The 1,105-nt window shown below is 68.1% G+C and carries 1 protein-coding gene; it reads right to left on the bottom strand.

The genetic code is table 11. From position 1 onward, the window contains the following. On the bottom strand, window positions 1-1,105 hold a 1,105-nt coding region (locus A5704_RS24680; protein WP_231969290.1), incomplete at both ends, for an acyl-CoA dehydrogenase family protein.

Here is a 1,105-nt window from a genome sequence, read left to right as displayed (position 1 = left end):
TGGTTCCAGGCATGTGGATGGCGTGCAGCTGGCCGACATGGACGTCGCGCCAATACCGTTGCAGCGGCTTGTCCATGCGGGCCGCGTTGCCGCCCGAGCGGGCGAAGATCTCGTCGACCGCCGACACCGCGCGCCACACCGCGCGGATCTGGGTGCGCCGCCCGGCCGCGCGGTCGGCGAACGACACCTCCTTGCCGGCGGCGACCATGTCGTAGATGCGGTCGGCATTCGCCAGGAGTTCCTGGCGGGCGGCGTTGATGTCGGCGGCTGCCTCGCCGATCGCGAACATCACGTAGGGATCGTCCTTGATCGCGGTTCCGGTGGCGCCGACGCGCTCACGCTGATAGTCCAGGTGCGCGGCCAGGGCCCCCTCGGCGATGCCGATGGTGGCCGCCGAGATGCCCAGCGGGAACATCGTCGACCACGGCATCAGATAGAGCGGCTCGGTCATGCCGGCCTCGCGCTGGGCGGTGCCGTCCATCACCTTCGTCGCGTCCATCGTCCGATACGACGGGACGAACGCGTCCTTGACGATGACGTCCTTGGAACCGGTTCCCCGCAACCCCACCACATTCCACGAGTCCTCGACGATCTCGTAGTCCTTACGGGGCAGGATCATGTGCAACATCTGCGGCGGCATGATCGGAATGCCCTTCTCGTCGCCGAGCATCGCGCCGAGGATGATCCAGTCGCAGTGGTCGGTGCCCGAGCTGAACTGCCAGCGGCCGTTGAAGAGGTAGCCCCCGTCGACGGGCTTGGCCACCCCCTGCGGCGCGTACGGTGACGCCATCCACGTGTCGACGTCGTCGGCCCAGATCTCGGCGGCGACTTTGGGGTCCGCGTACGCCAACTGGTAGGGGTGCACGCCGACCACGCCGACGATCCAGCCGGCCGCCGGGTCCAGCGCAGCGGTCGCCATCGTCGTCTCGGCGAACTCGCGGGGGTGGACCTCGAAACCCTGATATTGCTTGGTTTGCAGCAGCCGGATCAACCCGGCCGACTTCATCAGCTTCACGCTGTCGTCGGTCAGGCGGCCGATCCGCTCGGCCTCGGGGGCCTGGTCGCGCAACTGATCCGCCATCGCCACGACCCGGTCGAGTACCCG

The organism is Mycobacterium sp. E735, from assembly GCF_001666955.1.
Classification (GTDB): domain Bacteria; phylum Actinomycetota; class Actinomycetes; order Mycobacteriales; family Mycobacteriaceae; genus Mycobacterium.
The sequence above is the reverse complement of the archived record's forward strand: the minus strand, read 5'-3'. Positions and strand labels throughout refer to the sequence as shown.